This window comes from Pseudomonas sp. YA1, from assembly GCF_058680555.1.
This window is the reverse complement of the sequence record NZ_JBZWBG010000004.1, coordinates 46404-71855: the sequence shown is the minus strand read 5'-3', so window position 1 is coordinate 71855 and position 25452 is coordinate 46404. Positions and strand designations below refer to the sequence as shown.

At 61.9% G+C, this 25452-nt stretch carries 27 protein-coding genes; 25 read left to right on the top strand and 2 right to left on the bottom strand.

The genetic code is table 11. The annotated features are described in order from the left end of the window. Positions 1-424: 424 nt before the first annotated feature. The 10 genes from AC4OR5_RS06680 to dnaB all read left to right on the top strand — a co-directional run bounded on the left by AC4OR5_RS06680 (position 425) and on the right by dnaB (position 12390). On the top strand, positions 425-2062 hold the full coding sequence (locus AC4OR5_RS06680) for a ShlB/FhaC/HecB family hemolysin secretion/activation protein (RefSeq protein WP_058161074.1): 1638 nt from the start codon (positions 425-427) through the stop codon (positions 2060-2062). 48 nt (positions 2063-2110) lie between these two features. Next, on the top strand, positions 2111-6256 hold the full coding sequence (gene tpsA4 / locus AC4OR5_RS06675) for a two-partner secretion system exoprotein TpsA4 (RefSeq protein WP_058161072.1): 4146 nt from the start codon (positions 2111-2113) through the stop codon (positions 6254-6256). A gap of 368 nt (positions 6257-6624) precedes the next feature. Next, positions 6625-7485 carry a ParA family protein gene (locus AC4OR5_RS06670; RefSeq protein ID WP_012076835.1) on the top strand — a complete coding sequence of 287 codons (861 nt, stop codon included), beginning with the start codon at positions 6625-6627 and terminating at the stop codon, positions 7483-7485. Between the two features lies 1 nt (position 7486). Then, positions 7487-8224, top strand: coding sequence for a hypothetical protein (locus tag AC4OR5_RS06665; RefSeq protein ID WP_012076836.1), 738 nt, complete (start codon positions 7487-7489; stop codon positions 8222-8224). Then, the gene (locus AC4OR5_RS06660; protein WP_012076837.1) at positions 8221-8718 is read left to right on the top strand and encodes a hypothetical protein; all 498 of its coding nucleotides are present in this window, start codon (positions 8221-8223) and stop codon (positions 8716-8718) included. Before AC4OR5_RS06665 ends, AC4OR5_RS06660 begins: the two co-directional genes overlap by 4 nt. A 5-nt stretch (positions 8719-8723) precedes the next feature. Continuing rightward, on the top strand, positions 8724-9512 hold the full coding sequence (locus AC4OR5_RS06655) for a Lar family restriction alleviation protein (RefSeq protein WP_012076838.1): 789 nt from the start codon (positions 8724-8726) through the stop codon (positions 9510-9512). Further along, positions 9512-10213: a DUF2786 domain-containing protein gene (locus AC4OR5_RS06650; protein ID WP_023082032.1), complete on the top strand. Its 702-nt coding sequence runs from the start codon at positions 9512-9514 to the stop codon at positions 10211-10213. The genes AC4OR5_RS06655 and AC4OR5_RS06650 overlap by 1 nt, the downstream gene beginning before the upstream one ends. Continuing rightward, positions 10210-10842, top strand: coding sequence for an HNH endonuclease signature motif containing protein (locus tag AC4OR5_RS06645; RefSeq protein ID WP_023082033.1), 633 nt, complete (start codon positions 10210-10212; stop codon positions 10840-10842). Before AC4OR5_RS06650 ends, AC4OR5_RS06645 begins: the two co-directional genes overlap by 4 nt. Beyond that, positions 10826-11050 (top strand): hypothetical protein, encoded by a 225-nt coding sequence (locus AC4OR5_RS06640; RefSeq protein ID WP_012076841.1) that lies wholly within the window; start codon positions 10826-10828, stop codon positions 11048-11050. The genes AC4OR5_RS06645 and AC4OR5_RS06640 overlap by 17 nt, the downstream gene beginning before the upstream one ends. Continuing rightward, complete coding sequence (dnaB, locus tag AC4OR5_RS06635) at positions 11047-12390, top strand: replicative DNA helicase (RefSeq protein WP_012076842.1); 1344 nt, start codon at positions 11047-11049, stop codon at positions 12388-12390. The genes AC4OR5_RS06640 and dnaB overlap by 4 nt, the downstream gene beginning before the upstream one ends. 438 nt (positions 12391-12828) lie before the next feature. Here the strand turns inward: dnaB and AC4OR5_RS06630 are convergent, their stop codons facing one another. Beyond that, positions 12829-13275, bottom strand: coding sequence for a hypothetical protein (locus AC4OR5_RS06630; protein ID WP_021263367.1), 447 nt, complete (start codon positions 13273-13275; stop codon positions 12829-12831). 936 nt (positions 13276-14211) lie between these two features. After that, positions 14212-14649, bottom strand: coding sequence for a hypothetical protein (locus AC4OR5_RS06625; protein ID WP_010792221.1), 438 nt, complete (start codon positions 14647-14649; stop codon positions 14212-14214). Between the two features lie 177 nt (positions 14650-14826). Here AC4OR5_RS06625 and AC4OR5_RS06620 point away from each other — a divergent pair, with 177 nt between their 5' ends. The 15 genes from AC4OR5_RS06620 (at position 14827) to AC4OR5_RS06550 (ending at position 25423) form a co-directional block, all read left to right on the top strand. Beyond that, positions 14827-15012: a hypothetical protein gene (locus AC4OR5_RS06620; protein ID WP_010792222.1), complete on the top strand. Its 186-nt coding sequence runs from the start codon at positions 14827-14829 to the stop codon at positions 15010-15012. Further along, positions 15002-15529, top strand: a complete 528-nt coding sequence (locus AC4OR5_RS06615; protein WP_003120967.1) for a hypothetical protein — start codon at positions 15002-15004, stop codon at positions 15527-15529. Before AC4OR5_RS06620 ends, AC4OR5_RS06615 begins: the two co-directional genes overlap by 11 nt. After that, positions 15526-15783, top strand: a complete 258-nt coding sequence (locus tag AC4OR5_RS06610; RefSeq protein ID WP_004352848.1) for a hypothetical protein — start codon at positions 15526-15528, stop codon at positions 15781-15783. Before AC4OR5_RS06615 ends, AC4OR5_RS06610 begins: the two co-directional genes overlap by 4 nt. Continuing rightward, complete coding sequence (locus AC4OR5_RS06605; RefSeq protein ID WP_010792223.1) at positions 15776-16015, top strand: hypothetical protein; 240 nt, start codon at positions 15776-15778, stop codon at positions 16013-16015. The genes AC4OR5_RS06610 and AC4OR5_RS06605 overlap by 8 nt, the downstream gene beginning before the upstream one ends. Further along, positions 16008-16241, top strand: coding sequence for a hypothetical protein (locus AC4OR5_RS06600; protein ID WP_003103841.1), 234 nt, complete (start codon positions 16008-16010; stop codon positions 16239-16241). The genes AC4OR5_RS06605 and AC4OR5_RS06600 overlap by 8 nt, the downstream gene beginning before the upstream one ends. Continuing rightward, positions 16241-17263, top strand: coding sequence for a nucleoid-associated protein YejK (yejK, locus tag AC4OR5_RS06595; RefSeq protein WP_012076845.1), 1023 nt, complete (start codon positions 16241-16243; stop codon positions 17261-17263). The genes AC4OR5_RS06600 and yejK overlap by 1 nt, the downstream gene beginning before the upstream one ends. Beyond that, entirely contained in the window at positions 17260-18150 is an 891-nt protein-coding gene (locus AC4OR5_RS06590; protein WP_012076846.1) for a DNA adenine methylase, read from the top strand. The genes yejK and AC4OR5_RS06590 overlap by 4 nt, the downstream gene beginning before the upstream one ends. 20 nt (positions 18151-18170) lie before the next feature. Continuing rightward, the gene (gene tprA, locus AC4OR5_RS06585) at positions 18171-18440 is read left to right on the top strand and encodes an ICE element conjugation transcription factor TprA (RefSeq protein WP_012076847.1); all 270 of its coding nucleotides are present in this window, start codon (positions 18171-18173) and stop codon (positions 18438-18440) included. After that, positions 18437-20170 (top strand): ParB family protein, encoded by a 1734-nt coding sequence (locus AC4OR5_RS06580; RefSeq protein WP_031637209.1) that lies wholly within the window; start codon positions 18437-18439, stop codon positions 20168-20170. The genes tprA and AC4OR5_RS06580 overlap by 4 nt, the downstream gene beginning before the upstream one ends. A gap of 27 nt (positions 20171-20197) precedes the next feature. Beyond that, the gene (locus AC4OR5_RS06575; RefSeq protein WP_012076849.1) at positions 20198-20953 is read left to right on the top strand and encodes a DUF2857 domain-containing protein; all 756 of its coding nucleotides are present in this window, start codon (positions 20198-20200) and stop codon (positions 20951-20953) included. Between the two features lie 2 nt (positions 20954-20955). Next, positions 20956-22281: an STY4528 family pathogenicity island replication protein gene (locus tag AC4OR5_RS06570; protein ID WP_031637207.1), complete on the top strand. Its 1326-nt coding sequence runs from the start codon at positions 20956-20958 to the stop codon at positions 22279-22281. A 654-nt stretch (positions 22282-22935) separates the two neighbouring features. Further along, a complete protein-coding gene (locus AC4OR5_RS06565) occupies positions 22936-23106 on the top strand; it encodes a hypothetical protein (protein WP_196752229.1) in 171 nt (56 codons plus the stop codon). 156 nt (positions 23107-23262) lie between these two features. After that, positions 23263-23991, top strand: coding sequence for a PFL_4669 family integrating conjugative element protein (locus AC4OR5_RS06560; RefSeq protein ID WP_023082037.1), 729 nt, complete (start codon positions 23263-23265; stop codon positions 23989-23991). Between the two features lie 5 nt (positions 23992-23996). Next, positions 23997-24545 carry a DUF3158 family protein gene (locus AC4OR5_RS06555; RefSeq protein ID WP_023110978.1) on the top strand — a complete coding sequence of 183 codons (549 nt, stop codon included), beginning with the start codon at positions 23997-23999 and terminating at the stop codon, positions 24543-24545. Between the two features lie 47 nt (positions 24546-24592). Then, positions 24593-25423: a Rha family transcriptional regulator gene (locus tag AC4OR5_RS06550; protein WP_023110979.1), complete on the top strand. Its 831-nt coding sequence runs from the start codon at positions 24593-24595 to the stop codon at positions 25421-25423. Positions 25424-25452: the final 29 nt, after the last annotated feature.

Here is a 25452-nt window from a genome sequence, read left to right as displayed (position 1 = left end):
GACCGCCACGGTCGCGATACGGAATCGCGCTCAGCCGCTACTTCCGCCCCACTGTTTCCGCCGCTTCCGCAGCCGAGCCCATTATCACCGGAGTTTTTTCCTACAGCAGTCCTCCCAGTCCCCTACGAAAACCAAGAAGTTCTACCGGCCAACGCCAGAAAACTACGATTGTCGCCGTTTCAGCCTCGCCCCAGGCTATCGCCCACTCGATTCTCCGCCTTGAAACCGATCGTTCTGCACATGCCTGCGGATATCGGCTTCTTTTCCCTGCAAGAACCGCGCTCCGGGCCGATTGACCATGCATCCAGCTTTTCCGCGTAACCAGGCTAGCCTTTCTTTCCCGCCGCCCTCCCCAAAGCCTTCCGGCAGTTCCACTTCGATCGTTCCATCCCTCAGGGCCGGACCGCTGCTCCGTACGGGCCTCATGGGAATGGCCATGCTGTCGTCCTGCCTTGCCAGTGCCGCCCCGGATGCGGGGCAGGCGCTGCGTGACGTGGAAAGCCGACGCCTGAACCTGCCCGCGCCGGTGGAACTGGACGCCGAGCGCCCCAGCCCCGAGGACGGCGTATCACGGGCTGCCGAAGAGGGCGGCCCGACGGTGCTGGTCAAGCGCTTCCAACTCAGCGGCAACAGACAGTTCGACGATCGACGCCTGCTGGCACTCCTGCACGACCTGCCGGGCCAGGAACTCAACCTGAGCCAATTGCACGCCGCCGCCGCCCGCATCGGCGATTTCTATCGGGAAAAGGGATATGTGCTGGCGCGCGCCTTCCTCCCGGCACAGGAAATCCAGGATGGAACGGTACGCATCGAAGTGCTTGAGGGGCGCTACGGCAGGATCGAACTGCACAACACGTCCCGAACGCTGGACCGCGTTCTACTCCGCCCCTTGAGCGCACTCGAACGAGATACCGCGGTCCAGGGCTCGGAGCTGGAGCGTGCGCTTCTGCTCCTGAGCGACATTCCCGGCCTCCAGGCCAAAGGCACCCTGCTGCCGGGCCAGGCGCAGGGAACCACGGACTTGCGCGTCGAGGCCCGCCCCGGACCGCTGGTCGGCGGCAGGCTGGAGGCAGACAACTATGGCGGCCGCTACATGGGGGAATATCGCCTGGGAACCACCCTCGACTTCAACAGCCCGCTGCGACTGGGCGACCAGGCGAGACTGAGTCTGCTGGGCAGCGATCGGCACCAACGCTACTACCGTGCAGCCTATCAACTGCCCCTTGGTTCCCGAGGCTCGCGCATCGGACTGTCCCACGCCGAGACGACCTATCGACTGGTACGCGACTTCTCGCGCCTGGACGCCCATGGCCGGGCCATTACCGACAGTCTGTTCGTCAGCCAGCCCCTGCTGCGTAGCCGCAGCTTAAGCCTGTCCACCCAGTTGCAATATGAAAACAAGCGACTTCGCGATGACCAGGAGCGTACCGGGAGGCATAGCCGCAAGGAGATCCGCCTGTGGACCGCCAGCATCAGCGGAAACGCCCAGGACCGCTTGTTCGGCGGTGGACAGAGCGGCTTCTCGCTGGCCTATGCCCACGGCCAGCTCGCCATCGACTCCGCCGAAGAGCGGCTGCTGGACCGCTACACCATCGGTACCGCCGGCAGCTTCGACAAGATCATGCTCAACGCCGTACGCCTGCAGCACCTGGGCGACCGCCTGCAGTTGTTCGCCCAACTCAACGCCCAGTGGAGCGGCGGCAACCTCGACAGCGCGGAACAGTTCGACATGGGCGGCCCCTACGGCGTTCGGGCGTTCCCCCTGGGCAGCTACAAGGGCTACGGCGACGAAGGCTGGCAAGCCAGTGCGGAGCTGCGCTACAGCCTGGCTCCGGGCTGGCAGCTGAGTTCGTTCATCGACCAGGGCGCGGTGAAATTCCTCAAGCACCCCAACACCAAGGAAGGCAATCGCAACCGCATGGCCGCCGTCGGCAGCGGCGCAACCTGGTACGGAACGGATCACCAGGTCAGCCTGACCGCCGCCTGGCCCCTGAGCCAGGAAAACAACATCAAGCCCGAGCGCACTCCCCGGCTGTGGCTGCAAGCGACCCGCTACTTCTGAGCAAGCTCCCGCCCGCCATGCCGGCGGGCCCCACTGAAAGGAAAAGCCATGAACAAGAGCTATACGCTGGTCTGGAACCAGGCCACAGGCTGTTGGAACGTCGCAAGCGAAGGTACCCGTCGGCGCAGCAAGAGCGGACGCGGCAAGGCGCTCGTAGTCGCCGGAGCGTCACTGCTCGGCCTGTTCTGCCAGGCCCCTGCCTTCGCCCTGCCCAGCGGCGCCACGGTCGTTTCAGGCGATGCCGGATTCCAGACATCCACCGACGGCCGGCATATGGTCGTCAACCAGCAGAGCCACAAGCTGATCACCAATTGGAACGAGTTCAGCGTCCGTGCCGATGAGCGGGTCAGCTTCCACCAGCCGGGCCAGGACGCCGTCGCCCTGAATCGGGTGATCGGCCGCAACGGCAGCGATATCCAAGGGCGGATAGATGCCAACGGCAAGGTCTTCCTGGTCAATCCCAACGGCGTGGTCTTCGGCAAGTCCGCCCAGGTAAACGTAGGCGGCCTGGTGGCTTCCACCCTGGACCTGGCCGACAGGGACTTCCTCGCCGGCAACTACCAGTTCTCCGGCGACTCCGGCGCAACCGTAAGCAATGCCGGCAGCCTGAAAGCCAGCGAAGGCGGCAGCATCGCCCTGCTGGGCGCCCGGGTCAGCAACGACGGCGTGATCCAGGCGCAACTCGGCGACGTGGCCCTGGGCGCAGGCCAGGGCATCAACCTCAATTTCGACGGCGACGGCCTGCTCAACCTGCAGGTGGACAAGGGCTCGGTCGACGCTCTTGCACACAACGGCGGCCTCATCCGCGCCGATGGCGGCCAGGTGCTGATGAGCGCCCGCAGCGCCGACAGCCTGCTCAAGACCGTCGTCAACAACCAGGGCACCCTCGAGGCCAGGACGCTACGCAGCGCGGAAGGACGCATCGTCCTCGACGGCGGCGAACAGGGTACCGTGCGGGTGGCCGGCAAGCAGGACGCCAGCGCCATCGGCGGAGGTAATGGCGGCCTGGTGCTGAACCAGGGCGCGAACGTCGAGATACAGCGAACCGCGCAGGTGGACACCCATGCCGACCAGGGCGCAACCGGCACCTGGAGGATTCTCTCGCACGAGGTCAGCGTAACCGCTGCCGGCCAGGCAAACGCTGCCGGTGATGGTTCCGGCCAGGTCCATGTAGCGCAGGGCCCAGCCGGGGCCAATGCGTCCGATAGCAACGGCGTGACCATCGTTCAGCAGCAGCCGGCCGTCGACCTCGCCGCCGGCGCCAACGGTATCTCCGCAGTGCAGAGCCAGAGCGGCGCCAACATCGGTTCGGGTGCAAGTGGCATCAGCGTCGTGCAGAGCCAGAACAGCCCCAACATCGGCTCGGGCGCCAATGGCGTCACTGTCGTGCAGAGCCAGAACGGTGCCAATATCGGTTCGGGCGCAAGTGGCATCACCGTTGTGCAAAGCCAGAATGGCGCCAATATCGGTTCAGGCGCGAGTGGCATCAGCGTCGTGCAAAGCCAGAGCGGCCCCAGCATCGGCTCGGGCGTCAATGGCGTCACAATCGTGCAGAGCCAGAGCGGTGCCAACATCGGCCCCGGCGTCAGCGGAATCGATGTCGTCCAGACCCAGACCCTCCCCAACCTGAGCCCAGGCGCCAATGGCTCCAGCATCGTCCAGGTCCAGACGCTACCCGATATCGCCGCCGACGCCGGCAATGTGCATGTCGTGCAGGTCCAGACCGGCGGTAACAAGGTCTTCGGCAATTCCGCCACCAACGTCAGGTCACGTACCGTTCAGGCCCGGAGCAGCGAGAATGTCGGTTCCGGCCTGGCGAATCCAAGCAGCGCGGGAAAAGGCCCGACGTTGCATGCCGATACCCTGGCCCGCAACCTTTCCACAAGCAACGTCGAAGTGGTCGCCACCCGGGGCAACGCGCATGTCGGCGCGCCGCTGTCCTGGGACAGCGGCAACGGCCTGACGCTAACCGCCGAGCGCGGGGACCTCAGGATCAATGGCGCGCTGACGGCCCAGGGGGAAAACGCCAGCCTTACTCTCAATGCCGGACAGCGCCCTCTCCGTATCGACGACAGCCTCTCTCTCACCGGCCAGGGAGCCCGGGTCGAATTCAATTCGGACAAGGGTTATGCCCTCGCCGAAGGCGTCCGGATCACCCTGTCCGGCAAGAACGCAGGATTCCGCGCCAATGGGCGGGACTACAGCGTGATCCAGGACCTGCAGCAGTTGCGCGGCATCGATAGGGACCTGGGCGGCAGCTATGTCCTCGGCAATCGAATCGCAGGCGGCAACTCCAGCTTCCTGTCGATAGGCAACGCCAGCGCCTTCGGCGGTACCTTCGACGGCCTGGGCAACACCATCGATAATCTCGCCGTCTACGGCACCGGCGCCTACTCCGGCCTGTTCAGCGTCAACCGGGGCACCCTTCGCAACCTGAACCTGGAACGCATTTCCGCCGATGGAGCACGGGCCACCCACTACAACGTCCAGGTCGGTAGCCTGGCCGCCGTCAACCTCGGTCGCATCGACAATGTGAACGCCAGCGACATCCGTATCTCCGCGGCCTCGAAGCTGAACAGCCTCGGCGGGCTGGTCGCGCTGAACCTGGGCAGCATCGACAACGCCAGCGCCAGCGGCACGCTGGTCGGCAACCGCCAAACCTATGCTCTGGGCGGACTCGCAGCCGAAAACATCAGCACAGCCAGGGGCGTGGCCAGCATCTCCAACAGCCGGGCCGATTTTGCCATCTCCGGCCAGTTGAAGGACCATGCCAGCCACTACGGCGCGGGGGGCCTGGTAGGCAGGAACCGCGGCGGCCTCATCCGCAGCAGCGGCAGCCAGGGAACGCTGTCGCTGACCGGTCACGGGATGAACCTGGGAGGACTGGTCGGATACAGCTCCGCCGGCGGACTGGCGGACGTATCCGCCTCCGTCGACGTCTCAGGCAACGGACAGCACGGCCTGTACGGAGGGCTCATCGGCCTCAACGTAAACAGTGGTATCGCCCACGCCACGGCCAGCGGCAAGGTCCGGGGCACAGACGCGGAAGCACTGGGCGGGCTGATCGGCCGGAACCTGAACGCGGCCATCACCAACGCCAGCGCCCATGGCGACGTCGTCCTGCAAGCCGGTCGCTACCTGGGAGGCCTGATCGGCCACAACCAGGCAGGCAACCTGGCCAACGTCAGTGCCAGCGGCAACCTGAGCGGTGGGTCGCTGCTCCAGGCCGGCGGCCTGATCGGTCTCAACGCCAATGCCTCGCTGGTCAATGCCTCCGCCAAGGGCAACGTCGCTACCCGCGGAGCAGAAGCGGTTGGCGGTCTGCTCGGCGAAAACCTGTACGGTTCCATCATCAACGGTTCCGCCAGTGGCGAAGTCACCGACGGTAGCGGCAAAACCCTGGGTGGCCTGATAGGGTCCAACCTCGGCGGCAATCATTCCAACCTGAAGGCCTCCGGGTGGGTAAACGCAGGGGCGAACAGTGACGTGGGAGGGCTGATCGGCCACAACCGGGGCGGCAACCACAGCACCCTGGCCGCATCCGGCAATGTCACCGGGGGCAAGGGCAGTCGCGTCGGCGGACTCGTCGGCTACAACGATGCCGCCTCGCTGACGAACGTCTCGGCTTCGGGCAACGTCAGCGCCAACGGTTCCAGGGCCATCGGCGGGTTGCTCGGCAGCGATCTGCGAGGCTCGCTGATGCTCGCCAGCAGCCATGGGACGGTGATCGACATGACCGGCCACAACCTGGGAGGACTGCTCGGCCGCGGCGAAAATACCTCGATCCGCTCCGCCAACGCCACCGGCGCGGTCACCGGGGGCGGCGGCGCCAGTGTCGGCGGGCTGGTCGGCTCCCTGGAAGGCTGGCGGGCTCTCGTCCTGGGGGCCTCGGCCAGCGGCGATGCGAGGGCGGGATACGACAGCTATATCGGCGGGCTGGCAGGCTTCAGCACCGGCACCATCAGGGGCGCCTCCGCTTCCGGCAAGGTCGGAGGCTCGGGCCTGCTGGGCGGCCTGGTCGCCTGGAACCAGGGGAATGTCATGGGTTCTTCGGCCAGCGGCAGGCTGGAGCCACAAATCCCCAACCAGATCCATGGCGGACTGATCGGCATCAATTTTGGCTGGCAGTCCTGGAACTCGGTATACGGGGCTGCGGCGACCGTTCCCATGATAGGTCGCCACTACAACCTGTGAATCGATCCTCCCGGTACCCGTACCGGGAGGCTTCCTGTTCGATGGAGCGGCCGGGCCTCAGGGCCCGCCGCCTCCAGACGCTCGATGGAATGCCATGCTGGACGGCCAGGCGTCGGGAGAAACTGGGCTGGAAGAGCGGACCATCCTCCTTCCCACAGGCCAGCATTCGGAAAGTAATGGCACAGAAACGAAAAAGCCCACCTTTGCAGGTGGGCTTTTTCGTCTTGAATATGGTGGGTCGTGTAGGATTCGAACCTACGACCAATTGGTTAAAAGATAATTGGTTGCAGGCCTAGAACCCTCATCAGGAAGAAGCCAGAACTACTACCGCCGCAGCCTCTAATGACCCCACATTAGAGGCTGAGAACATGATAGCGACTTCGGTCATTTCCACGAAGGGTGGTGCAGGCAAGACTACCACCACCGCCAACCTCGGTGCGATCTGCGCCGATGCCGGCCTAAAAACCCTCCTCATCGATCTGGACCCCGTCCAGCCCTCCCTATCCTCGTACTACGAGCTTCCGGAAGTTGCCCAGGGCGGCATCTACGACCTGCTCGCCGCCAACATAACGGACCCGGCGAGGATCATCTCCAGGACGATTATCCCCAATCTGGACGTCGTGATTTCCAACGACCAGAACAATCAGCTCAACAACCTACTGCTCCAGGCACCCGATGGCCGGCTACGCCTGGCGAACCTGATGCCCGCTCTGAAAGAAGGCTACGACCTGGTGCTGATCGACACCCAGGGTGCGCGCTCAGCTTTGCTCGAAATGGTTGTGCTTGCATCGGACCTGGTTGTTTCCCCCCTCCAACCCAACATGCTTACCGCCCGTGAGTTCAACCGCGGCACCATGCAAATGCTCGACGGCCTACGCCCCTATGAGCGTCTCGGCATGCGGATCCCCAATGTTCAGATCGTCATCAACTGCCTGGACCAGACCAATGACTCCCGGGCAATTCACGAGAATGTGCGTGCCATCTTCGATGAGCATCAGGACATTTCTGTGCTCGAAACGACTGTCCCGGATGCCGTCGTGTTTCGCAACGCAGCATCGCGCGGGCTACCAGCGCACCGCCTCGAAACGCGGCAACCCTCCAATCGCACATCAGCGCCCGCGCTGGAAATCATCCGCAACCTGGCCATCGAGGTCTTTCCCGAGTGGACTGACCGCTTCCTGGCGCTGACGCCGGAGGCGGTTGCAGCACTGGTCAAGGGAGGGCGCTGACATGGCGAAGACTCCTATCACCCAAGCCCGCGACGTCGACGCGGAACTTGTGCTGCAACTGAACAAGTTCGGCAGCGCCGCCGACCTTCGGAGCCAACAGGCCAAGTTGACCGGCGCTGCGCGAGAAATACGCAAGCTGACTGGTGGCGGTACCGACCTGTTCGGGAAGCTGGGTGGCTACTTGAGCTTCGAACAAAAGCAGCTCCTACAAGACGCTGCGCGTTTGCTCGACTCGGTGAACAAGCAGATCGAGCATGCGAAGGAAAAGCGTGATCGCGACGAGAAACAAGCCAAGAAACGGCGTGAGCTGCGTGGGCGCCTGGCCAAGCAACTGGTCGCCTCGAACTACCCGCTTCCGGCAAACACGCTCGAAGAGCGGCTGGAAATACTGCAGATCGCGCTGATCTACAACCGGGCCAAGGTGTTCGATCCCCTGTACTCCACCCGAGAACTCCACTCAAGACTGAAAGGTTGGCTGGAGCGCCCCAAGAGGGACATCGGTTGGCGCAGTGAGGCCGAGTATTTCGCCAGTTGGGTAGGATGTCTGCGCAGTGAATTCATTCAAAGCCTGACCGACGAAATCGCCTACGACGATGGCAGTGAAGTCGAGGAGCGTCTGCGCGTCATCAAGCAGAAGGTCGCTGACTGCACCGCTCAAATCGCTCTGACCAGCGAGGAGCAGGAAACCCTTCGGCTCTGGAAAGACGCTCTGCAATCGGCTCCGGAGGGCTCCATATGAACCTCCAGAACCGCAACAACCTCCTCCTGAGCTTGATCGCCGAGACCCAGTTCGACGCCTACGTGCAAGGCTACATGGCCAAAGCAGGCGCTGCCGCCGGTGCTTCCGAGAATCTGCAAATCGAGGCTGAAGGTGCTGCGATGTTGCAGGGTCTGGTCGCTCCCGTTCGCGATCAGCAGCGTGCCTGTGGACAGTCCCTGCAGAACGCCCTGCTCCAAATCGCCCACGACCTACTGTTGCAGACGAAGTCGCAACTGGCCATCGCGGCCAATGCCAGCTCGATCCACGTGGTCCAGCGGGACATGAACAGGGCCATCTGGAATATCGCGACTGCCATCGATCACCTGGCCGAGTTCTCCCAACCCTCGCAGGACACTGTGAGGGTCATCGAGCGGCTGATGCTCTTCGTCGGCAGCTCACCAAGCACTGAAGGCCAGCAACTGGCCGCCGAGGCAAGTGCGGTGCTCGGCATGAGCGTGGGGGGCCTGGCATGAAACCTATGATTCAGGCCCACCTGGTCGAGCGCGATCAGTTCGGCTTCTGGACCCATCCGAACTATCCGGACCTGGCCGACAACTGCTCTTCCAACGAAGCGCAGGAAACGCTGCGCCGGCTTGGCCTTGAGTTGCAGACCGTCTTCATGGAGTCGGATGCGCCTCGCCTCTACGACTCTGCACGATCGGACCAACGATACAGCGAGTGGATCCCAACGCGGCCCGAAGGCTCCGGTTGGTTCGTGCTGTCTATCCACGATACCGAGAACGGCCCGGTGTGCCAGTACGTGAGGCCCCTCGCAGAGAGCCTCAGCCCAATCGATCTTGATGCGGCAGCAGAACAGCATGAGCGCCTGCTCAGCGAGGCTTGTGCCAAGGCCTTGAATCAGCGCGACGCCGCCCTGGCAAGGGTCGCCTCGCTTGAGTCCAAGCTGGCGGAACTGGAGAAGCAGGAGAAGCAGGAGAAGCAGGAGCCGGTAGCCTATCGAATTGAGGCCAGGGATGAACGCGGCATCGTTCGCCGCGATTATCTGTCGCGCACGCCATTGCTCAAGCCCTGCCCGCTCTGCGGCAGCACGAACATTCGTATGCTGGAACCCGAGCAGTTTGACTCTGGTGCCTGGAACTGTGCCGTTGAGTGTCTGGATTGCGAGGTCCACGTGGGGCCGTCCTACTGCGAGCCAGACCCGGTAACAGCGAGGTATTCAGCACAGGTCGACTGGAACAGGCGCCCAAGTGCAAAAAGCCACTCCGCCACCGAGCAGGGCTCAACCTGCTGCAAGGGGGGCGCGTAATGGACAAGCAAAAAGTCCTCGCCAAGGTCGAGAAGCTGATGGCCCTGGCGAATGCCAAGGGGGCCACGCCGAACGAGGCGGAAACCGCATTGCGCCAAGCCGCGATCCTGAAGCGCCAGTTCGACCTCAGCGAAGCGGAGATCTCGGCCCACACGGTGGAAACCGCGTGCGTACCCACACGTACCAGGCGCTCTCCAGCACCGTGGCTGCATGACCTGGCCGGGATCTGCGCCAGTTCCTTCGGCTGCGACTACCTGGCTGCTTACGCGATGCCAGCGGGCTGGACGTTCAAGTTCATGGGTCGTGGGATCGGCCCTGAACTCGCCGCTCATGCCTACTCCTCGCTCCACCACCAACTGGTGGCGGCGCGCTCGGCTCATGTCGCCCAACAGAAGCGCTGCAAGCTGTCGACCAAGCGCCGTCGCAGCAAGCTCTTCGTCGAAGGCTGGCTTCTCGCAGTGCGTTCGCTGGTACGTGACTTTGCCGGCAGGCCGGACGAGTCGACTCAAGCAGCCATCAAGGCCTACCTCGAACTACACCATCCGGCGTTGAAGTACCTGGAGCCAGCAGCGCTTACGAAGGTCCTTGCCTATGACCAGGCCTCGCTGCAAGCAGGCTGGGAGCACGGCAAAAACACTCGCCTGCACCGCGGCGTCAGCCGGCGAGTTCATGGCGCGCTCGAGCAGGGAGGTTCCCGATGACTCGCTCTGCTCTCTCGACCCTCGCCTACGAGGCCCTGGTGCGCGCCCGCCGCAAATTCAGCAACCGAGAGGAGCGCTGCATCCGCGAAACCTGGACCGCCGAACAGGAACTGGTGCTGCTGCGCCTGTATCCGGATATGCCGAACGAGGTCCTGGCAGCCAGGTTGAACAAAACGCTCCAGCAGATCTGCTCCAAAGCGTATCGGCTCGGGCTGAAAAAAAGCCCCGAGTTCTCCAAGAAGATCCGGCAGGACTGGGGCAGCGCAACTCGGTTCAAGAAGGGGCAAAAGCCCCACACATGGCTCCCAGTCGGCAGCACGCGGATCAGCGCTGATGGCTACCTGCAACGAAAGATCTCGGATACCGGCTATCCCCCCCGGGACTGGAAGGGCATCCACATCCTGCTCTGGGAAGAACACTTCGGCCCCATCCCAACCGGCCATTGCGTCTGCTTCAAGGACAACAACAAGCAGAACGTCGTCATCGACAACCTGGAGCTCATCACCCGGGCCGAACGCATGCGCCGCAACTCCATCCATCGCTATCCACCTGAGCTGAAGAGCGCAATCCGCGTCATCAGCAAGCTCAAGCGCACCATTCAGGAGGTCGAGCATGAAGAACAAGATTGAGGATCTGCGAAATCACCTCTTTGCCACCATCGAAGGGCTGCTTGACGAAGACAAGCCCCTGGATATCGAACGCGCGAAAGCGGTGGCTCATGTGGGTTCGGTGATCATCGAGTCCGCCAAGGTGGAAGTGAAAGCGCTGGAGATCATCGGCTCCCCGGACGGCAGCGGAAGCACGTTTCTGCAGATCGGCCGGGAGGACTCGAAGTGAGTGTTCTGGAACTTACGCCGCCGCACTCCGTCGAGGCGGAGCAAGGGGTACTCGGCGGCCTGATGCTGGACAACGCGGCATGGGACATTGTCGGCGATCAGTTGCAGAAGGAGGACTTCTTCCGGCATGAGCATCGGCTGATCTTCACCGCCATCAGCGAGTTGGCCGCAAAAGATGCTCCGTTTGATGTCGTGACTGTGTCGGAAGCGATCGAAGACCTTCCAGAAGCTGGCGGGCTGGCCTACCTCGGCCAGCTCGCCGACAACACGCCCTCCGTGGCCAATATCGAGGCTTACGCGCAGATCGTTCGCGATCGGGCGCACCTGCGGCAGTTGATGTCTCTCGGGCACCACTGCACCAGGACCGCCTCGAACCACCAGGCAAATCCCTCTGAGGTTCAGGAGGAGATTGAGCAGAAGCTGTTCGCCCTCGGCCAGGACCACCACAACGCCGATTTCGTCGATATCAACAAGAGCCTCACGAAGATCGTCGACACCATCGATTACCGCTTCAACAACAACGTGACGGTAACGGGGGTCCCGACAGGCCTGAAGGATCTCGACGAACTCACCGGCGGACTACAGAAATCGGATCTCATCATCGTCGGTGCCCGCCCCTCGATGGGCAAGACGTCGTTTGCCCTCAACCTGATCGACGCGGCGCTGCAGAGCGACCAACAGAAGTCTGTTCAGGTTTACAGCATGGAAATGCCGGCAGAGCAGTTGCTGTTCAGGCTTACCGCCCTGTTCGGCCACCTGGACCTGGGCAAGCTGATGAAGGGCCAACTGCAGGAGGAGGATTGGCCCAGGCTGTCTCTCGCGATCCAGCGCATAAACGACTATGGCAGCCGGCTGGTTATCAACGACCAGAGCAACCTGACGCCGACAGAGCTGCGCGCCAAGGTTCGCCGCGCAGCCAGGAAGTACGGTCACCCCGTACTGATCCTGGTCGACTACCTGCAGCTGATGCGCTGCCCAGGCCTGGAAAACCGAGCCACCGAGATCTCGGAAATCTCCCGCTCGCTGAAAGCACTGGCCAAGGAAATGGATTGCCCCGTCGTGGCCCTGTCCCAGCTCAATCGCGGCTTGGAAAACCGGCCGAACAAGCGGCCGAACAGCGCGGACCTGCGCGAGAGCGGCGCAATCGAGCAGGACGCGGACGTGATCATGTTCGTGTACCGCGACGAGGTCTACCACCCCAACACCGAGGCCAAGGGCATCGCCGAAATCATCATCGGCAAGTACCGCAACGGCCCTATCGGCACCGTTCACACCGCCTTCATCGCCAACCAGACCCGCTTCGCCGACCTTGCACCAACTTGGCAGGGAGCTCTTGCGTGAGCCCCTTCATTGAACTTCCGATCTCTCGCCGGCGGGAGCCGGCAAGGAGTCTAGTCATGCGTGACCAGCAGCCCGCTAACAATCCCCCCTCGATAGCGAGCGCCGAATGGATACAAGCCTTGCAGAACTTTTGCCACCGCGGACGGGTGTATGACGGGTCCGCCGCCAATGCCTGGCTATTGGATGCCTGCCTACTTGTTCCCAGTGCTGCCCTCATCCACGGTGTCATCGAGTACGTTCTTAACAGCCGTGAAGACATTCCATACGGAGGGCTACGCCCAAGCTGGGTAGCTCAGCGGCTCGAGCAGGAGGGATTGATTAGTCACCGGTGCGGGGCAGTCTTGCACTGGCAGGAGCACGGCTATCGCTTTTCCACGGTGGTCAGGATCGACCCCGAACAGATTTGGCCCGATAAGCGCTCGAGACCCGAAGCATTCGTTACCGGACCACTAGATAGCCAGGAGCTTGGGGTAATTGAAATCCTGGCGCATCCGAACGCCAGACGTCGTAGTCCGTCCCCGGTGCGCCTGGCAGCACTGGTTCGATCTTCGCTAGCCATACCTGCTGAGCCTCTTCATCCCATTGCAAATCCGCCAGCTCTTCATGCAGTGCTAGCCACCTATCCCGAATTGGCATCTCCCGAATGGTTTCCAGTGGCCAGGAGTAGCAACGCATGAGCGCATACTCAATGGCATCCATGCCCCATAGCCTCCAGCCTTTGTCACGTGCCAGTGAGTTACCAAGGGTACACAGCACAAAGACTTGGCTTATCCATTGCGCTCTGGCCATCGTCATAGGCAATCCGTCCCCCTTTTGTGAGTCAGGAACGCATGCCTGGATCTGGATAAGCATCTCGTCGTATCCAAAGCGGTATTCGTTCTTCATGCCGGACCTCCTGTGGTCTGGGTGGGTTTGTTTGGCGACGCCAACCTTACCACCGGATGCGTCCGGCTCCCTTTCGCGCCTGTGGCCACAGGCTGCACGACGCCCTGCCGTCCCTGCCCTCCCCTCCGATCTCTCGCCGGCGGGAGCCGGCAAGGAGTCTAGTCATGCGTGACCAGCAACCTGCTACCAATCCTCCCCAGCCTTGCGCCCAGAGTCCAAGTCCAGACTGGCTCCAAGACCTGTCCCATGCACTGATCGAGTCACTCATGGCCGAGCCCAGTGGTTTTCATGGCGAAGCACAGGCAGAGGCCTTCCTGCGAGCTCATTTGGCACGGCTCCCCCACTACGAACGACTGGGGCTGTCGAAGGCTAATCTCGTTCCCCTGATGCAAGATATCTTCAGGCAACTGCAGCACACCTTTTCTTTCCTGGGTATCGATGCGACCTGGCTCAGGCAGCGCCAGCTCGAGCGACAAGTCGCTCAGACGAATGCTTACTCTGTCTTGAAGGCACTGCAAAGCGCCGTCGCACAGTTGCGGACCCACGAAGGGCCGAGCCCCGTACTCTGGTTAACGGGGCTCGACCGGACGACCCGGCCGTTCGTTCGGGCTTCGGCATTAGAGGGAGCCCTACGCCAAGCACTTACCGACAAAGGCTGGACGACCTCGCAGATCGAGGACGCCTGGCCAAGCGCAGGCCTGCAACCTTACCTACAGGCCCTTGGCCTGTGCCGGCAGACGCTCGCCTTCGCGCTTGACGACCCCAGCCAAGCCCTGGACCTGCCAACCCAGCGTGCAGCCATCCTGGCCGCTCATGACGAACTCATCATTGAGCTGAGGGGGCGGCCTCTCTGGGAGAGCTGGAACAGTCCGCCAGCAGACTACGAATGGGGTGAGAGAGCGACCGTTCCAATGACCTCTAGCTCGTCCACGGATACTACTGGGCAAACGCTTCCCGCCACACCTCGAGGTCGTCCTTCCTACTATCTATGGGAACTGGTCCCCACACCTGTCTCTCATCGCGCCACACCCGACGCGCCTCTTCCGGGACATGAAGCGGCTCCAGCTCATCGCAAATGGCTAGCCATTTATGAGCAGGAGACAGCGCCTGCACCTGCGGCGGCGTCCAGGAGTAGCGTCTTATGAGCGCGAAATCGATCGCGACGACCTCACCCAGGGGCCAACTGTACTTCTCTGCAAGTGCAGTGCCCAAGACGTTGAGCAAATACTGCTGCTGGAGCACCACTACATCTTCAGTGGCCAGCGGCTGGTCCTTTTCCAAACCATTGTCCTTCCTATATCGCTCGATTAGGCGGGTGAGTATGCGCTCGTACGCCTTTACACCCTGCGACATCCCCTCTTTGCCTGCGTTCATGCCGGACCTCCTGTGGTCTGTCTGGTTTTGGTTCGCACCGCCGACCTTACCACCGGATGCGTCCGGCTCCCTTTTAGCAGCGACCGTCACGCCTTCAGCGCTACCGGTCCTGCAACCTCATTTTTCATCTCATCTTCAACTGCCAGTTGCTGGCCCACGCCGGCAAGGAGCCCATGCATGAACACTTCCCAGCACCTGGTCACCCACCAGTGCATGAATTGTGGCCGGCACCACCCACACCACTTGGTGCGCCAGGTTCTCCCCGCCGAGAACACCCCAGAAGGAGAAGCCGAGGTGTTGGTCTGCCCCTGCTGCGGGAGCTACGACGTCCATCAGTTGGAGGCTGTCTTTGATGAACACTGAAGCCCGCTTTCCGAGTATCCACGCATCGGCCGCGTTCACCGACTCGGCAGTGGTTCATGCCAATCACGTTGGGGTCAACCCCATCGAGCTGGACGCCCTCAGCCAAGTGATCTCGCGCCTTTCGCGGGACGAGAGCACGGTCGCACCCAGTTCGATGGAGCGAGAGCTTCGTGAGCTGGAGGAACTGGGGTACATCGAAATCTCGACCACCCAGGCCGGGACTCTGGTGGTCACTACGCGCGCTCCGGGGCAATTGCTTTCGGCTTACTTCTGGTCGGTATGGATCCCGCGACACCTGTTCAGTTGCTCGCTGAAAGTGAGCCTGGTGCCGTACCTCTGCTGCGGCACTCAGGACTCCCAGCACCTCACCGCCGTGTTCCGCATTGCAGGCAGCAAGGACGCCGCGCGCGAGTTCCTGCATCAGTTGGCCAACAACTATCCCGGGCATGAGCCGGAGTTGCCCGAACTGGTGGCCGTTCAGGTCGGTGATGCACTCAGCAAGGAGGCCGAATCATGAAGGCGTCCCAGACCTATCAGTGCATCGTCAAGTTCGATGGCGCCGGCTTCTGGACCAATACCATTCAGAAGCAGCGTGCGACCTGCACCTGGAGCGACAAGGTTGCAGCCTCCCGCCTTGCCGAACGGCTGTTCGGCGAGGACAACGCCTACATCACCCGTATGCCGGCACAGGCAGGCGACCACGAAAAGCGCATCGAGAGCCGCTGGGAACTGTCCTGTAGAAATCCCAAGGAGGTAGCGCACGATGCCTGACGTCACCGCTTACCGGCCGGCTGAGGACGAGCTCGCTCAACTGCGCACAGAGGTCCGCATGCTGCGTTCCGCGCATGACGACCTGGCCTGCAGCCGACAGAGCGATCGTCGCAGCCTTCAGGCACTGGTGAGGCGCCTCCTGGATGCCGCCGCCACCGACAGCCTTCCCCGCTCCCTGGCAGAGATGGAGACCTGGCTGCAGCTCAACAGCGAGGAGACCACGAATGCGTAGTTTCCTTCGCGGCGCCCGGGAAAGCGTTCGCCGGCTGGTGGCCTTCGCTCAAGCAGAAGGCTGGAGCGTCGACCGCTCCGCAGGCGGCCACTTGAAGCTCAGCAAGATCGGCTGCGCCTCGATCTTCATTTCTTCCACGCCAAGCGACGCACGCGGCGAGCTCAATGCCCGCGCCCTGCTCCGTCGAGCCGACAGGCAGCGTTCCCTGAACCAGGAGTCTTTCTGATGCCTATCAAACACGCCATCGTCCACCTGATCGAGAAGAAGCCCGACGGCACCCCGGCCATGCTCCACGCACGCGACGCCGAGCTGGGCGACTCCCAGGCCATCGAGAACCTGCTGGCCGACCTCAACGAAAGCTACAACGCCAAGAACAAGGCCTGGGGCTTCTTCCAGGGCGAGTCCGGGGCCTACCCGTTCAGCGGCTGGCTCGGCGATTACCTGGAGGGCGACCGCGACTTCGTCGGCTTCAGCCGCGAAGCGGTCGAGCACCTGCAGAAGCTGATGGAGGAGTCCAATCTCTCCACCGGCGGCCACATCCTGTTCGCCCACTATCAGCAAGGCATGACCGATTACCTGGCGATCGCCCTGCTGCACCACAGCGAAGGTGTGGCGGTGAACGAGTCGCTGGAGGTCACCCCGTCGCGCCACCTGGACCTCGCCCAGTTGCACCTGGCCGCGCGGATCAATATTTCCGAATGGCGCAACAACAAGCAGTCGAAGCAGTACATCTCGTTCATCAAGGGCAAGGGCGGGAAGAAGGTCTCCGACTATTTCCGCGACTTCATCGGCTGCCAGGAAGGGGTGGATTCGCCGAGCGAGACGCGCACCCTGCTGAAAGCCTTCAGCGATTTCGTGGAAAGCGAGGACATGGCCGAGGAACAGGCCCGCGAGAAGACCGAGACGCTGGTCGACTACGCCACCTCGCAGGCGCGCATCGGCGAGCCGATGACCCTCGACGCGCTCTCGGAACTGATGGACGACCAGCAACCGCGGGCGTTCTACGACTACATCCGTAACAAGGACTACGGCCTGTCGCCGGAAATCCCGGCGGACAAGCGCACCCTCAACCAGTTCCGCCGCTTCACCGGCCGCGCCGAGGGCCTGTCGATCAGCTTCGAGGCGCACCTGCTGGGCTCCAGGATCGAGTACGACGAGGAGCGCGACACGCTGCGGATCAGCAGTCTCCCCACTCAGCTTCGCGACCAGCTCAAGCGCCGCAAGGCGGAGCAGGAGAGCACGTCATGAAAGGGGTTCGTCGCCCAATCCTGCGCTACCACGGAGGCAAGTGGAAACTTGCTCCCTGGATCATCCAGCACCTGGCGCCACATCACACTTACGTCGAGCCCTTCGGCGGCGCAGCCTCCGTCCTGCTCCGGAAAGCCCGCAGCTACGCCGAGATCTATAACGACCTCGACGGGGACGTGGTGAACCTGTTCCGCGTCGCGCGGGATCACGGTGAGGAACTGCGCCAGGCCCTGGCGCTTACCCCGTTTGCCCGGGAAGAGTTCGAAGCCAGCTACGTCGAAACAACCGATCCGCTCGAGCGCGCGCGGCGGATGGTTATCCGAAGCTTGCAAGGTTTCGGTACCGCAGCTGCGTCCGGCGAACGTACAGGGTTCCGCTCAACCTCGACCAGATCCGGTACCGGACCTGCACTGGACTGGCGCAACTACCCCGACACGCTGACCGCGATAACAGAACGCCTGCAGGGCGTGGTGATCGAGAACCGCGACGCCCTCGCGCTGATGGAGTATCACGACCGGCCGAATACGCTGCACTACGTGGACCCGCCCTACGTCCACTCGACCCGCAGCACGAAGGTGCGCCACAACGCCACCGGCAAGTCGTACCGGTACGAAATGGACGACAACCAGCACAAGGAGCTGGCGGCACTCCTCAAACGGCTGCGCGGCATGGTGGTGCTCTCCGGATATCCCTGCCCCCTCTACGACGAGCTCTACATCACCTGGCACAGAGTCGACCGCCACGCCTATGCAGACGGCTCCAGAGAGCGAATCGAATGCCTCTGGCTCAACAGCGCAGCGCTTGAGGGGTTGGCACAACTGGACTTCTTCCAGGCCAGTAATGCGTCTCCATCGCCCTCATTCCAGACCACGGCCGCTCATTACTGAGCGATCTGCAGGAGAACAACATGAAGAACGTTACTTCGATCAGCCGCAAACACGCAGAAGACAAGTTTGTTGTACGCATGCCGCAAGGGCTCCGCGATCAGCTCAAGCAAAAGGCCGCGCATAACCACCGCTCGGCCAACAGCGAGATCGTCTACCGACTGGAGCGCAGCAACGAGCTCGAGGAAGAACTCGCGCGAGCAAACCGAATGGTCGACGAGCTCCTCGCCAAAAATCAGCGCCTGCAGGCAGAGCTGGCGGCGGCGAACGCGCCTCAGGTGGCGGAGGCATGAGTATGGCCAAGATCAACCCGCAAGATCTGAAAGACCGGCTACTTGCCCCTGGTTTTACCGCGCCGCCCAAGGTTCTGGAGCAGCTGTCGGACCCAGTCAGCGACACGCCCATGGTCCTGACGCTCGACCAGGTCCTCCCCTGGCACGATAACCCCCGGACCACTCGAAACCCGAAATACGATGAGTTGAAAGAATCGATCCGGCATCGAGGCCTCGATACGCCGCCACCAGTGACTCGACGCCCTGGGGAAGACAAATACCGCATTCGCAACGGCGGAAACACTCGCCTGGAAATTCTCAACGAGCTCTACAAAGAGACCGGCGACGAGCGTTACTTCCGCTTCAACTGCCTATTCCGCCCCTGGGATCAGCAGCGCGGCGAAATCATCGCGCTCACCGGTCACCTGGCCGAAAACGATTTGAAGGGCGACCTCAAGTTCATCGAGCGGGCCGTCGGCATTCAGAAAGCGAAAGCCTGGTATGAGGAGGAGAAAGGAGAACCGGTCGGCATCCGCGAGCTATCTCGGAAGCTCACCGATGACGGCTATCCTGTTTCACCCTCACACATCAGCAAGATGTTGGATGCCGTTGAGATACTGCTGCCAGCCATCCCTGTGATGCTGTATTCGGGACTCGGCAAACCTCAAATCGAAAAACTCCTGTCACTCAGAAAGTCAGCCTCTTCCTGCTGGACACGTCTATACGCCGGCGAAGGCATCGACTTCGAGATGCTGTTCCAGGACACCCTGGCAATCTTCGACAGTAGCCCTGACGAATTCATATTCGACCGATTCCAGGACGAACTCATCGACCAGATGAAGCGTCCCTTGGGCCTGCGTTATGACCAGATCCTGCTCGAGATCACCAACGGGCAGCAGGAACAACGCCGCAGCACTCTGGTCGACCTGCCCACACCTGCCGGGCCACCTGAAATTCCACCAGTTGGGCAGGAAAACCCTGCTGCGTCGTCTACTGGGCAAGCACAAATACAGAGCCCCGCTACCGGCCTCCAAACGTCCAAGACCAAGAGCCCCCCGGGTACATCTACCCTGCCAGCTCCGCCGCCACCAGTCCAACAACAGCAACTGACCGACGAGGAGCGTGCAGCGGTCTTGGCAGGCCATATCGTGAGCCCGGTATCGACCAGGATCCAGCAGACTCGCCAACGGCTTGCCGGCCTTGAGGGTGAACATCTACCTGTCTTCGATGAAACAGCCCTGCAGGCAATCCCAGTGCAAGTCGGCGGTCTGCACCCGATCACCGACCTCTGGTACATCGAGCGGTCGATCGATACCCCCGAGATCTTGCGACAGCACATCGCTGACCTGGCTGAAGAGATCGCTCTGCACGTCGGCGCCCCAGGCGAGATCGTCAGGATTCAGGGCGGTGTGGGTTACACGTATCGCGAGCCCAATGAAGACCGTGAGATTACTGATTCAGCGCTGCACCTCATGACGTTGCTTCAAGCGCTCAGCGGCCAGGTCCAAGTCGTTCTGAACACTCACGATCAACAGACCTGCCGCGATGCACTGGGTGAATTCCAGTTCTCAGCTGGCCTAGCTCAGTTGCTGCTGGGCCAACCCACCACAAGCGATCAGCCATCCAGCCAGGCAGGCCGTCTCAATGACGAAGCCCTGGTGAAACTGTTCCGGATCATTCGTCTTGCCCGACGCCTGGTTGACCTTGAGCTGCCGCCGACCGCCTTCGAGCAAGCAGCTACCGACCAGTGATTTCGCACGATTTGGGGAGAGATCGACATGTCGAAGTCGTTGATCAATGAAGCGGTCCTGACGCAGGTGCTCAACCACCTGCGCAACGGCCAGCTCAGGCGTTGTGCCGAGATGGGGCTGCGGCCGGAGATTCTGGCTCAGCTCCAACAGCCTGCTGTCATGAGCATCCTGACCAATACCCCGGTTTCCTGGGTAGACGTCAGAGTGAACATCGACGTCATGGAGAAGATCCTGGCCACAGCCGAGCGCAGCGCGCAGGAAGACCTGCAGATCGAACGCGCACTGAAGCTGGGAGCCACCACAACGATGATCCAGAGCTTTTTCGGTCTGTCGCCGGAGGACACCGCCACCAAGCGCTTGATGCTGGAGATCCACCCGCGCCGCGGTCGCTGGCGGCAGCTCGATGAACAGATCGAGCGCCAGATTTGGTTCCGCTGGGAGCACCTGATGCATGAAAACCAGGTCCGCCTCGAGGACAGCATGGAGTTGCTGGACATCGCGATGATCCTCACCGAGGAAATCAACGCCGGAATCGAACAAGACAGTCCAGAATTCATCAGCCTCGCCATTGTGTGGTCTCTCATCCAGAGCTGGTTGAAAGACAACCTCTATCAACCAAACAGGAAAGGACAGGCCAAGCCCACCACCCTTTACCTGGCCAGCGTCAGCGCTCACCTCCCCTCGCCTGCGGCTCACCCGCCACAGAGTCCCGCCCTGGAGATTGAGCCTGCGCAGCAGCAACTCCTCAACCTGGTTCAGTCGGAAGGCGATACGACACCATGACAATGAGGCTGTCGCGCTTTCCCATTTCGACCTTGCTGGACTCGGCCTCGGGACATCTCGAGGACCACTTGTTTAAGAAGCGGCTCGCTGCCGAAAGCGGCGAACCGCTGGCTCAACAATATTCCGGTATCATTTTCAGCGGCAACCCGCATGAAACCGTTCCTCGGCGCCTGCTGCTGGATAAACGCCTCACCCCGCTGGAGCGGAACTGCTGGCAAGTGTTCCGCCTGCTCATCAACGACGACGGGCTGACCGCGTTCCCGACATACGAGCAACTACGCCCCTACCTCGGTATGCAGCCGGGCAAGATCGCCTCGCGCGAAACCATCGCCAAGGCACTCACGGTCCTTCGTCTGACCCGCTGGCTCAGCCTCGGCCGACGCCTACGCAACGACCTCAACGGGCAAGTACAGGGCAACGTCTACATCCTCCACGACGAACCGGTATCCCCGGCAGAGGCCCTGGAGCTGGACGCCGACTACATGCAGTTGCTGAGCCAGTCCACCGGCCACAGCAACCGAGCCATACGCGAAATCGGCCAGATCACCTGGCGGGAATTCAGGGATGACCCGGACGTGGGTCGCCGCCTCCCAACCCATCTGGAGAAGCTCGAGGGACGATTGAACCACCAGCAATGGGCTATCGATAGTCAGCTCGAAGCGGATCCAGCGGCAGAGTTCGGCATCCGAACTCTGCCCGATCTACCTCATTCAACCCCGAGTTCGGATGCCGAACTCAGTGAAATCAGCAACAAGCAATGCGCTTTACCGCTGAGTTCGGATGCCGAACTCAGACAGAATCCGCCGAGTACGCCCTTGGTTCGGATGCCGAACTCATATAGTACGTATACATACAAACAAGATTCTGTATATAAAAAGCCAGTACAACCGCGAACACGCGAGGAAGCACATCCGAACTGGCAGGGCCTCTTGCACGCACTGGAGGCCGAGCAACGGATCCAAGCCGTAAGCGCGCTCCGACGGGTGTCGGAGGATCTTCGGCTACCCATCATCGAGCAGTGGCAGCACCGATGTGCCGGCGGAACCGTCGGCAATCCGTTCGGCTACCTCATGACGCTCATCCAGCGTGCAGTCCAGGGCAAGTTCAACGCTTCTTGGACTCCGGAAGAACCGGCTGAGCGAACCATCCCCGCAACGGAACGCCCCATTCGTGCTCCGGCACCATCAAGCCCCATAGCGCCTACACAGCCTCAGGTCCAGCCCAGGGGGGATACCCGGACAGGGAGCGAGGTCCTCAGCCGGCTCAAGGACCTCATTCGGCCCAGGCACGGATCGAGCGTGCCATCCGAGCGGGGTGATGAGCCATGAGAAAGTCTCGGTCGGGCGTCGTGTTTTTTAGTGTTGCGGCCCGCATCACTCTGCCAAGGAACGACCTCGGCGCCGACGGCAAGCTGGGTGTTTCCACTGGAAACACTCTGCCAAGGATCGACCTCGGCGCCGGCGGCGAGTTGGGTGGTTCCACTGGAACCACTTCACCAGGAACTGACTTCGGCGCCGACGGCAAGCTGGGTGATGCCACTGGAAACACTCTGCCAAGGATCGACCTCGGCGCCGACGGCGAGCTGGGTGTTTCCACTGGAAACACTCTGCCAAGGATCGACCTCGGCGCCGGCGGCGAGTTGGGTGGTTCCACTGGAACCACTTCACCAGGAACTGACTTCGGCGCCGACGGCAAGCTGGGTGTTTCCACTGGAAACACTCTGCCAAGGATCGACCTCGGCGCCGGCGGCGAGTTGGGTGGTTCCACTGGAACCACTTCACCAGGAACTGACTTCGGCGCCGACGGCGAGTTGGGTGATTCGGCCCGAAACACTCTGCCAGGTCCTGGCCTCGGCGCCGCCGGCGAACTGGGTGTTGCCACTGGCAACAGTCCGCTAGGACCTGGCCTCGGCGCCGAGGGCTATCAACCTCTCCCACTCAATAGGAACCGAAAAGATGTGCGACTCAATCGTGTATGCCCCTATGGACGAACTCGAATTCGAGCGGCTGCTAGGGCTGGCAACCCTATTCAACGACAACGATGAATGGCCTATCGACTTTACGGAGCTGCAGGAACTGAGCGAGCTGCTCGGCAAGCTCAAAAGTTGCGTCGACGTAGCGATAGACAACACACCTGAGGCGGCCAAGAGCTGAAGGAGGCCAACCTCCATGAGCCGCAGGCGGGATGATGATGAACCCGCACTGCCAGCGGAAATACCCCAGCGGCGAACCATGTATTTCCTACTGCGCGCTCCTACCCCGATCAGCACGATGTGGCCGAACCCCTTCCCTATATAGGAACCCTGCACCATGGCTGAAACCCATCGGCTTCAGATCGGCTCTCTCCGCAGCGATGTCGCCCTGACGCTTCACACCTATCACGCCGCCCGCATCTGGACAGGCCGGCAGAAGTCGGATGCCAAGCACAGCATCCTCGGCCTCTCCGGCTTCTGCGCATACGTGAATCGCATGCACCGCGGGGCAGCACAGGACGATCCGTACTCCGACTGGTGGCTGGTTCAGATCGAAGAGAAAGTCGAGAGCTGCCAAGCCGCGCTCAAGGCCATCGACCAGCGACTGGATGACGTCATGGCCAAGCTGCCCGCGACCCTCGATATCTCCGAGAACCTGTCCGTCACACCGGTCAAGGTCCCGTTGTTCATCTCCAACCCTCTCGGCTTCAAGGCAGTCTATCTCCTGACCAACTACGACGAACTCGCCCGTCGAATCCTGCTGGCCCAGCACGTCGGGCTGGTCGGTCGCCGCGACATGGAGGTCTGGCTCGACGAAGGCGCGTCGGTGCTGCGCAGCCTCTTTGGTCTGGCCCAGAGCTACCAGTTCTCGGGCGCCACTCGCGACGACTTCGCCGCAAACAATGCTCGCGCCGAAGCCGCGCGGAAGATGTACGAGAAGTTCGGCGAGATCCCGCAGGACATCCTTGAGGGCACCCGACGCTCGAACTTCGCTCCGCCGATCACCCGAGGCCGCTCTGACGGTGATGCCGATGATGACGCGGACCGTGTCGAGCTCGAGGACTGATCGGAATGCGGCAGCTCGATAAGAACCAGCAAGGCGCTCTGCAACAAAGTGCCTTCCGCCCACTGCAACAAACTGCCTTCCAGGCGCTGCAACACAGTGCCTCACTAAAAGGCCTTTTAAAGCCTTTTAAAGGTAATAGGGAGCTGGCCCAGTTGGCGGAACAGTGCGAAGCCCTGGAGCAGGGATTGCTTGAACTTGCCCAGGGACTGCTGGCCCAGGTTCGTCGCCATCCCTTCACTCTTCTGCCCACCCGACTCATCGAGCAGCGCACATCCGCCCGCACAACCTTTCTTCGCTGGCAGCACATTGCATCCCGGCGGATGGGCGTCGGGGTGTGGGCGGAAATGCTGCGCCAGGACAAGACCCCGGAATACCTGCTGCAAGACCTCTACGAGATGGAGCTGCAGCGCATCACCCTCAACATGCAGATCAGCCTGATCCACTCCATCGGCAAGCAGGCCGCCGAGTGCGCGGAAAAAATGGGCCAGGCCGAGGCCGAGTTCATGGGCCGACTGCAGCAGAGTCAGGCCCGCCCTGGTTACGTGGGCATGTAGCTGTACCGCTCTACCTTCGACGAAACGATCACCAACGGAGAAACAGCATGAGCAACATCAGCAGCAAGACCGTTTCCAACACCAAAGGCCAGCCCTCCACCGAAGTCAGCGTCGAGATCATCGGCGGCAAGCCCACCACGACCAGCCTCGACGTCGCCAAGCATTTTCGGAAGAGGCACGACAACGTATTACGGGATATCAAAAACTTGGAATGTCCCGAGGATTTTGCACTCCTCAATTTTGAGGAGTGTTCCCGCACGGGAGCGAACAACAGGCCAGAGCCATACGTGCGCATGACTCGCGACGGCTTCACCCTTCTCTGCATGGGGTTCACTGGTAAGGAGGCTATGCACTGGAAGGTCGCTTACATCAACGCTTTCAACAAAATGGAACAGGTGCTCATCGAGCAACCCGAGATCCTCAGCCACAACCACCTGCTCCAGTTCGCCATCAAGACCCTCGACCTGATGCGCGATCACACCCTCGGCGAGCCGGCCCGCCCCAGGACAGAACAGGTCGTATGCAACTACCTGGCCGTCGAGTCCTTGGACGCGGCGACTCCCGAGCAGATCAAGCAGGCCCTGAACTTCCTCCAGGGTCAGATCATCGGTGAGGGTGTGGCCGCCAAGTCCTTGCCCAGCGTGGCCGGCTCCTCCATCGCCAAGGACCTGCTCTATGGCCTGCTGCGCTCGGCCCACGATGCCGAGTTGCTGTTCAACTCCCTCTACGACAGCGGCGTCGAAAAGCTGGCCAGCGATGTATTCAAGGAGCACATGGCCAACACCTTGGCTGCAACCTCTCGGCAAACCCGTGAACTGCTCGGGTACGTGGCCAGCCGCGCCACTCGCTCCCCCTTCAAACCACGCTCCACCCACTAACCCCCTACTCAACCGACTGGAGATTCATC